The 9,434-nt window shown below is 67.2% G+C and carries 7 protein-coding genes; 6 read left to right on the top strand and 1 reads right to left on the bottom strand.

Features of this window, described 5'->3' with window-relative positions; all coding sequences use genetic code 11:
- Positions 1-164 precede the first annotated feature (164 nt).
- From J7E68_RS01460 to J7E68_RS01440, 5 genes are all read left to right on the top strand, one after another.
- Positions 165-1,334 carry an extracellular solute-binding protein gene (locus J7E68_RS01460; RefSeq protein WP_311415976.1) on the top strand — a complete coding sequence of 390 codons (1,170 nt, stop codon included), beginning with the start codon at positions 165-167 and terminating at the stop codon, positions 1,332-1,334.
- Between the two features lie 95 nt (positions 1,335-1,429).
- A complete protein-coding gene (locus J7E68_RS01455) occupies positions 1,430-2,314 on the top strand; it encodes a carbohydrate ABC transporter permease (RefSeq protein WP_215169186.1) in 885 nt (294 codons plus the stop codon).
- 4 nt (positions 2,315-2,318) lie between these two features.
- Positions 2,319-3,224: a carbohydrate ABC transporter permease gene (locus J7E68_RS01450; protein WP_311415972.1), complete on the top strand. Its 906-nt coding sequence runs from the start codon at positions 2,319-2,321 to the stop codon at positions 3,222-3,224.
- A gap of 1 nt (position 3,225) precedes the next feature.
- Positions 3,226-5,850, top strand: a complete 2,625-nt coding sequence (locus tag J7E68_RS01445) for an alpha-L-rhamnosidase (protein ID WP_215169184.1) — start codon at positions 3,226-3,228, stop codon at positions 5,848-5,850.
- A complete protein-coding gene (locus J7E68_RS01440; RefSeq protein WP_215169182.1) occupies positions 5,847-6,896 on the top strand; it encodes a family 43 glycosylhydrolase in 1,050 nt (349 codons plus the stop codon). Before J7E68_RS01445 ends, J7E68_RS01440 begins: the two co-directional genes overlap by 4 nt.
- 9 nt (positions 6,897-6,905) lie before the next feature.
- On the opposite strand, the gene J7E68_RS01435 is transcribed toward J7E68_RS01440, so the two are convergent.
- Positions 6,906-7,838 (bottom strand): LysR family transcriptional regulator, encoded by a 933-nt coding sequence (locus J7E68_RS01435; protein ID WP_215169180.1) that lies wholly within the window; start codon positions 7,836-7,838, stop codon positions 6,906-6,908.
- Positions 7,839-7,909: 71 nt separating this feature from the next.
- Here J7E68_RS01435 and J7E68_RS01430 point away from each other — a divergent pair.
- The coding region (locus J7E68_RS01430; RefSeq protein ID WP_215169178.1) for an L-aspartate oxidase at positions 7,910-9,434 on the top strand (1,525 nt) is incomplete at its 3' end.

Here is a 9,434-nt window from a genome sequence, read left to right as displayed (position 1 = left end):
TCCTCCTCGGCATCCTCGCCATGACCTGGCTCTTCAACTCTAGAGCATGGGTGTTCGTGAAGCGCTTCATTTCTGATTCGTAACGGTCTTGACATGCCCTTTTTTCATATGGCATGGTGTGAATGAAGCGCTTCAAAAGAGGCGTCGCTCTTCAAGGAGGAACAGTGACCACAGCAATGAGGCGCGCCCGTCGCCTGGCCCCCGCAATCGCGCTCATCGGCGTCGGCGCTCTCGCGCTCTCGGCGTGCTCGGGCAGCTCGGGAGGAACCGGCTCGGAGTCCGGCGGCGGCGACGGAGAATTCACGTATCTCGGCCAGACCGAGAACACCACGATCCTGGCGACGCTCGAGACTCTCGCCGGCGACCAGTGCAAGGCGGCGGCGGACGCCGCGCCACTGTCGTCCGACGACATCTCGGGCACTCAGTGGGACCAGCAGCTGCAGCTGCTCGCGAGCCAGGACGGACTCTCCGACATGCAGATGGCCGCCGGCACGCCGGCGCTGATGTCGGAGTTCATCGACGGCGGCAAGGTGCTCGACCTGTCGAAGGCTCTCGATGACCTCGGGGTCTCGGACCGCCTGCTGCCCGCAGCCGAGTCGACCGTCAAGGCTCTCTACGGTGACGGCGCGCTCTACGCTCTGCCGACCGAGTTCAACATCGAGGGGTTCTGGTACAACAAGGAGCTCCTCGAAGAGAACGACATCGACATCCCCGAGACCTGGGACGACCTCGTCGACGCGGCCGATGATCTCGAGGGCGCCGGTGTGCAGCCGTTCGCGACCGCGGGCAAAGACGGATGGCCCGTGACGCGACTGGTCGGCGACTACATCTTCCGCACCCTCGGACCGGATGCTCTGCAGAAGGTGGCCGACGGCGACGCCAAGCTGACCGATCCCGAGTACGTCGCTGCGGCCGACGCCGTCGCTGAACTCGGCAAGGCCGGCTACTTCGGAGACGCCGTCGGATCGATCGACTACAACGCCTCGCTCAACCTCTTCCTCTCGGGCAAGGCGGCGTTCTACTACATGGGCAGCTGGGTGCTCGCGAACTTCAACGACGAGGCGCAGAACCAGATCGGGGCCGACAACATCGGCTTCGCCCGGTTCCCCGAGGTCGAGGGCGGAGAGGGCAGCATCGACCAGATCCCCGCCAACGTCGGCATCCCGGTGATGTTCGNNTGCCGGCGACGACGCAGATCGTCCAGGACGAGATCGCGAACGCCCCTTCCAGCGTGCTCTGGTTCGAGGCCCTCTTCACCCCCAAGGCCACCGGCATCAGCCAGAACAACGGTGCGGGCCTCGCCAACGGAAGCCTCTCCGGCGAAGAGTTCATGAAGCTCGTCCAGGCAGCCAACGACGAAGGCTGACCCACTCCCGGGGCGGGCGACCGCTCGCCCCGGGACCGTCGTCGTCGCATCAGGAGATCCACCATGCACAAAGTCCTCGGTGACAAGCGCGCCATCTTCGTCCTTCTCGGACCTGCGCTGCTCGTCTACTCCCTCGTCATGCTCGTCCCCATCGTGTGGTCGCTGTTCTACACGGTGCAGGACGGCAACCCCATCACCGGCTTCACGTTCAACGGCCTCGACAACTTCACGAAGTTCTTCCAGGACCCCGCCGCGTGGGACGCGATCTTCTTCACGCTGAGGTACGCGCTCATCCTCACCGCTCTGCAGGTGATCGTGGGCTACCTGCTCTCCCTGATGTACGTCTTCTGGCTGCGCAAGGGCTCGGGCATCATCCGCACGATCGTGTTCTTCCCGGTCGTCCTGCCGACGGTCGCGGTCGCGCTGCTGTTCCAGCGGCTGTTCGAGGCGGCTCCGACCGTCGGGCCGGTGAACTCGTTCCTCGGAATCCTCGGCGTGCAGAACCTCGACTGGTTCGGCACCCCCGACGCCTCCTTCTGGGTCATCATCGCGATGGACCTGTGGCGCTCGATGGGCTTCTACGCCGTGCTGCTCTACGCCGGCCTCGTCGACATCCCCGACGAGCTCATCGAATCGGCGCGCATCGACGGCGCATCCGGGTGGAAGCTCATCCGCACCATCGTCCTGCCCCTCTCGCTTCCGGTGCTGCTGTCGTCGATCATCTTCAGCATCAACGGCACGCTGAAGGTCTTCGACACCGTCGTGGCCCTGACCAACGGCGGGCCGGGCAATGCCACCACGCCGTTGACCCTGTACATGTTCCGCACCTCCTTCGCCTACGGCGATTACGGGTACGGCAGCACGATCGCGCTGATGCTGACGATCCTGTGTCTGCTGTTCACGGTGTTCATCTTCCGCTCCACCCGACGCGACCTGACGAAGGACTGAACCAGTGAGCGCAACCACCACCATCGTCACGGGCACCCCGTTGCCCGCCCGCCGCGACGTCGTCCCGAACAGACGGGGTGCGCGGGACTTCTTCCGCCGGCTCCCGATCCGCCTGCTCATCGCGGTGCTGCTCATCGTCGAGGTCTACCCGATCCTGTGGATGCTCCTCGGGTCGTTCAAGACACAGAGCGAATTCCTCAACGAGCCGTTCTGGGCCCTCCCGCAGTCGTGGGACATCGTGAACTACATCGAGGTGTTCACGACCGGAGAATTCGGCAAGTACATCGTCAACAGCGTCATCGCGGTGTTCCCCTCGCTGGCGATCATCCTCGTCTTCGGCACAGCCGCGGGCTTCGCCCTCGAGGTCATGGTCTGGAAGGGGCGCGGCACCGTGCTGCTGCTGTTCCTCGCGGGCATCATGGTGCCTGCGCAGATGATCCTGCTGCCGCTGTTCACGATCTACTTCCGCACGAACATGACCGGCACGCTGTGGCCGCTGATCATCACCTACGTCGCCCTGGGCATGCCGTTGACCGTCTTCATGATGGCGACGTTCTTCCGCTCGGTGCCTCGGGAGATCTTCGAGGCGTCGACTCTCGACGGTGCCTCGATCTTCCGCTCGTTCTTCTCGATCGGGCTTCCGCTGGTCAAGAACGCCCTGTTCACGATCGGCCTCGTGCAGTTCTTCTTCCTGTGGAACGACCTGCTGATCGCCTTGACGTTCACCAACAGCAGCGATCTGCGGACGATCCAGGTCGGGCTGCTCAACTTCACCGGAGAGTACGGAGCGGTGCAGTACGGACCGACCTTCGCCGCGATCTCGGTCAACGTGCTCGGAACGCTCCTCATCTACGTGTTCCTCAACCAGCAGGTCATGAAGGGCCTGACGGCCGGATCGGTGAAGGGCTGACATGACGAACATCATCGAGATCTGGCTGGAGAATCGGCGCGGCGGCACGACGATAGGGATCGGCGAGGCTCAGCCGCGGATCTCCTTCGTGGCGGATGCTGCCGCATCGGCCTTCGAGCTGGAGTTCACCTCCGACGACGGCGTCGTGCGCGTCGAGCGCGCAGCCTCCGCTCACCGGGTGCCCTGGCCGTTCGCATCGCTGGCTCCCCGCGACGGGGGAGCACTGCGCATCCGGGCGATCGACTCAGGGGCATGGAGCGAGGCTGTGCGGATCGAAGCCGGCCTCGGCGACGACTGGCAGGTCGACTTCGTCTCGCCCTCGATCGTGGCCCCCCGCACGACGCCGCGCCCGGCGTACCTGCTGCGGGCCGCCATCGCCGCGGGTGCGCTGCCCGAGGGCATCGTGCGAGCACGGATCTACTCGACGGCGCACGGAGTGTACGAGCTGGAGGTCAACGGCACTCGCGTCGGCGACGACGTGCTGGCGCCGGGCTGGACGAGCTACAGCCACCGCATCCGCTACCAGACGCACGACGTGACCGCAGCGCTGCGCAGCGGCGAGAACGTGATCGGCGCGTGGCTCGCCGACGGCTGGTACCGAGGCCACATCGGCTTCGACGGCGGGGTGTGGGACATCTACGGGTCCGACGTCGCGCTGCTCGCGCAGCTCGAGGTCACCACCGCCGACGGGATCACGCACCGAGTGCCGCTCGAGTGGACCACGGCTCGGTCGCCGATCACCGAGGTCGGACTGTACGAGGGAGAGAGCTTCGACGCCCGACTGGCGGAAGACGGCTGGTCGACCCCCGGGTTCGACGCCTCCGGCTGGGAGCGGGTCGCCACGCTCCCGAGAGCCGACTTCCCGGCCGTGATCGAACCGCCGACCGCGTCTCCGGTGCAGGAGACAGAGACGCTGCGTCCGGTCTCTGTCACGCGGCAGCCGAGCGGCCGCATCCGTCTCGACTTCGGTCAGAACCTCTCCGGTGTGCTGCGGATCAGGGTGAGAGCCGATGCCGGTCACACCGTGACGCTGCATCACGCCGAGGTCATCGAGGACGGTGAGCTCGGCATCCGCCCCCTTCGTGCGGCGACATCGGTCGACACGTACACGGCCGCGGGGTCGGGTGAGGAGACCTACACGCCGCGTTTCACGATCCACGGCTTCCAGTACGCCGAGCTCGAGAACTGGCCGGGCGAGCTGAACGACGGCGATGTCGAGGCCGTCGTGATCCACACGGGCATGCGGCGCACCGGATGGTTCGACTCGTCGAACGACGGACTCAACCGCCTGCACTCCAACGTCGTCTGGAGCATGCGCGACAACTTCGTCGATCTGCCGACCGACTGCCCGCAGCGCGATGAGCGCGTGGGATGGACCGGCGACATCCAGGTGTTCGCACCGACTGCTCTTCGGCTGTTCGCCGCCCACGGCACCCTCACCGGATGGCTGCGCGACCTCGCCGTCGAACAGGCCGATCAGGGGCATGTGCCCAACTTCGTGCCCTGGGTCGAGTGCGGCTTCCCGAACTTCCCGACGGCCGCCTGGGGCGATGCCGCCGTGATCGTGCCCTGGGAGATGTACCGCAATGACGGCGATCTGCGCGTCCTCGCCGACCAGTATGCGAGCATGCGCGCGTGGGTGGATCTGGTCGACGGCCTCACCGGGCACACGGGGCTCTGGAACACGGGCTTCCAGCTGGGCGACTGGCTCGACCCGACCGCTCCGCCCGAGGATCCGGGCAAGTCGCACACCGACAAATATCTGGTCGCGACGGCCTACCACGTGCGCACGGCTCGCATCGTGGCCGACACCGCGATGCTTCTCGGCGAGGAGTCGGATGCCGCGCGCTATCGCGCAGTGGCCGACCGCGCTGCCCGCGCCTTCCAGGACGAGTTCCTCAGCGACAGCGGCCGCGTGGTCAGCGACACCCCGACCTCGATCGCCGTCGCGCTGGTGTTCGAGCTGTTCGAGAACGAGGAGCAGGTGCAGCGCGCCGGTGCTCGCTTGCAGGAGCTCGTCGGAGCGGGCGGGTTCCACATCTCGACCGGCTTCGTCGGCACGCCGATCATCTGCGACGCTCTCGTGCGCGCCGGGAGCATGGACTACGCGTACCACCTGCTGCTGCAGGACGAGCTTCCCTCGTGGCTGTATCCGGTGACCATGGGGGCGACGACGATCTGGGAGCGGTGGGACAGCATGCTCCCCGACGGGTCGATCAACCCCGGCGACATGACGTCGTTCAACCACTACGCGCTCGGCGCCGTCGCCGACTTCCTGCACCGTGCCGTCGCAGGCCTCGCCGCCGACTCGCCGGGATGGGAGCGCATCCGCTTCGAGCCGCGGCCGGGCGGCGGTCTCGAGCACGCGAGTGCGCGGTATGACAGCGTCCGCGGCACGGCCGCCATCGCCTGGCGTCGCGACGGAGAGCGGCTGTCGATCGAGGTCGAGGTGCCTTCGGCATCCACCGGAGCGGTTGTGCTGCCGGGGTCGACGGAGGAGATCCCTGTGGGACCGGGGACGCACTCGTTCACCACCACGTTCCGGTCCGTCGACGACGACCCCGAGCGTCCGTTCTTCGGCTGGCGCCGGCCCGAACCCGTTCTCGAGAATGAGGGAGCAGTATGACGCAGGAGCAGTCCATCCGTCCGGGACAGGTGTGGCTCGACACGAAGGGCGAGCGCATACACGCCCACGGCGGCTCGGTCATCACGGTCGACGGCGTGCACTACTGGTACGGCGAGAACAAGGAGTTCTCCACCCCGGGGAGCGGCATCTGGCACTGGGGTGTGCGGTGCTACTCATCGACCGACCTCGTCAACTGGGACGATCGCGGTGTCATCGTCCCGCCCGACGAGGACGACGAGTCCTCACCGCTGCATCCCGCGCAGGGCCTCGATCGCCCGCACATCATCTTCAACGCCGAGACCCGCAAGTTCGTGTGCTGGGTGAAGGTGATGACGAAGGGGTCGGTGCAGCGCTCGACAGTGCTCACCGCCGACAGCATCCTCGGCCCGTATGAGATCCAGCGCACGTGGCTGCGACCGCTCGACATGAGCGCCGGCGATTTCGACCTGGTCGTAGACCCGCACGACGGCAAGGGGTACTACTACTTCGAACGCGTGCACTCCGAGATGATCTGCGCCGACCTCACCAGCGACTACACCGACGTGACTGGGTACTACTCGACGCACTTCCCCCAGCCGCAGCCGCCGTTCGTGCGTGAGGCCCCTGCCCACTTCCACAGAGGCGGCCGGCACTACCTGCTGACGTCCGGCACGACCGGGTACTACCCGAACCCGTCGGAGTCGGCTGTCTCGCGCAGCTATCACGGCCCCTTCGAGGTGCTGGGCGACCTGCATCCGAGCGACGAGTCGCGCACGTCCTTCCATTCGCAGATCTCGTCGGTGTTCCGGCATCCGGGCAAGAAGGATCTCTACATCGCGGTCGCCGATCGGTGGCTGCCGCGTTACCTCGACCACGGCGACCGCGCCCGGCAGGCGTTCATCGAGCATTTCGCACCCGGCAAAGACGGCGACGAGCCGATGGAGGAGTTCGCGTACGTCGACACCTCGATCGCCGACTACGTCTGGCTGCCGATCCGCTTCGACGGCGATCGCCCGATCATCGAATGGCGCGAGGAGTGGTCGCCCGACGAGTACGAAGACGCCTGACCGGGCGCCTCAGTCGAGCAGGCTCGTGATCGCGGGGTCGCGACGGGCGACCTCTGCCGCGGTGCCGACGATCACGTGCCGCATCGCCGCGACCGCGATCGCAGGGGTGACGTCGGCGCGGTGCGCGAGGCTCACCGTGCGCGTCATCATCGGGTGCGAGATCCGCACTGATCGCAGCGCCGGCTGATCGAGCAGAACCATCGCCGGCACCACGGCCACGCCGACCCCGCGTTCGACGAATCGGAGAAGGGCGTCCATCTCGGCGCCTTCGAGGACGAAGGTCGGCGTGAGTCCGGCCGCGCGGAAGGCCGCGTCGGTGGTGGCGCGCAGCTCGTAGGTCTCGTCGAGGGCGATCAGCGGCAGTGTGGCGAGGTGAGCGAGGCTCATCGAGGGCATCGTCGAGACCGGAGGCTCGGATGCCGCAGACACCACCACGAGCTCTTCGGTCAGCAGCGGCATCCGCGTGAGGCTGAAACCCGACGGCGGTGGGCCCTCGGACTCGGTGATGAGTGCGATGTCGACCGCGCCGACGGCCAGCTGGTCGACGAGCAGTCGCGAGCCGCTCTCGGTCAGGTGCAGGTCGACGCCGGGGTGCGCGGCATGGAAGGTGCTGATCGCCTCGGCGACAAGGCTGATGCAGAGGGTGGGCGGGGCGCCCAGGCGCACACGCCCGCGACGGAGGCCTGCCAGTTCGGCCATCTCCTCGCGGATCGCGTCGGATTCGGCCAGCATCCGCTGAGCTCGGGGGAGCAGCGCCTCTCCGGCGGCGGTGAGGCCGATGTGACCTCGGGCCCGGTGGAACAGTTCGGCGCCGAGCTCGCGCTCGAGGGTGGAGATCTGACGGCTCAGTGACGGCTGGGCGAGGTGCAGGTGCTCGGAGGCGCGGGTGAAGTGGCCGAGGCGGGCGACCTCGACGAACCCGCGGAGCTGCTCGAGGTTCATGTCTTCAGTGTATCGATACCAGTAGAACTATGCATTGGAGTTATTAGTCGACCCTACCTAGCGTGGAAGGCATGAGCACTCGCGAACGTCAGATCTCCACCACGGTCCTCGTCATCGGCACCGGCGGGTCGGGGCTGCGTGCGGCGATCGCGGTCGCCGAACACGGCATCGACGTCCTCGCCGTGGGCAAACGCCCCCGACAGGATGCCCATACCTCCCTCGCCGCCGGGGGGATCAACGCCGCTCTCGGAACCATGGACGAAGGCGACAGCTGGCAGCAGCACGCCGCCGACACCATCAAGGAGAGCTACCTGCTCGCAAACCCCCACACGGTCGAGATCGTGACGCAGGGGGCCGAACGCGGCATCCGCGACCTCGAGCGCTGGGGCATGGACTTCGCCCGTGAAGACGACGGCCGCATCTCGCAGCGGTTCTTCGGTGCGCACACGTTCCGCCGCACCGCGTTCGCCGGAGACTACACGGGCCTCGAGATCCAGCGCACCCTCGTCGCCAAGGCCGAGCAGCTCGAGGTGCCGATCCTCGACCACGTCTACATCACGCGCCTGCTCGTGCGCGACAACGTGATCTTCGGCGCCTACGGCTTCGACCAGTCCGACGGCACGCGTTATCTGATCCACGCGGATGCCGTGATCCTCGCCGCCGGCGGACACAACCGCATCTGGCGACGCACCTCGTCGCGCCGTGACGAGAACACCGGCGACTCGTTCCGCCTGGCGGTCGAGGCAGGGGCCCGGTTGCGCGACCCCGAACTCGTGCAGTTCCACCCCTCGGGCATCATCGAGCCCGAGAACGCCGCCGGCACTCTCATCTCCGAGGCCGCTCGCGGTGAGGGCGGCATACTCCGCAACGCCCTCGGCGAGCGGTTCATGTCGAAGTACGATCCCGAGCGCATGGAGCTCTCGACCCGCGACCGCGTCGCGCTCGCCGCCTACACCGAGATCGCCGAGGGCCGGGGCACCGAGAACGGCGGGGTATGGCTCGACGTGTCGCACCTGCCGCGCGAGACGATCATGACCCGCCTGCCCCGCGTCTATCAGACGATGATGGAGCTGCAGATGCTCGACATCACGACCGATCCGATCGAGATCGCCCCCACCGCGCACTACTCGATGGGCGGGGTGTGGGTGCGTCCCGACGACCACCAGACCGACGTCGACGGGCTCTATGCGATCGGCGAGGCGTCGAGCGGTCTGCACGGCGCGAACCGCCTCGGGGGCAACTCCCTGATCGAGCTGCTCGTCTACGGTCGCATCGTCGGCCAGGCAGCCATGGCGCACGCGGCGGGTCTCGACGCGCAGCGCCGGTCAGCGGATGCCGTGGCCCAGGCCCGGGCTGAGATCGACGACCTTCTCGCGGCGGACGGCCGGGAGAACGTCCGAGCCCTGCAGCGGGCGATCCGCAACACGATGACACAGCACGCCGGTGTGGTCCGCTCTGAGGAGGGACTCCGTGCGGGCCTCGCCGACCTCGACATGATCGAGGGGCGCATGGAGGACATCGGAATCCATCCCGACATCGCCGGATTCCAGGCCCTCGCGCACGCCTTCGACCTGAAGGCGTCGGTGCTGGCGGCAC

The sequence above is a fragment of the Microbacterium sp. ISL-103 genome (assembly GCF_018613995.1).
In the GTDB taxonomy this organism is placed as follows: Bacteria; Actinomycetota; Actinomycetes; order Actinomycetales; family Microbacteriaceae; genus Microbacterium.
The sequence above is the reverse complement of the archived record's forward strand: the minus strand, read 5'-3'. Positions and strand labels throughout refer to the sequence as shown.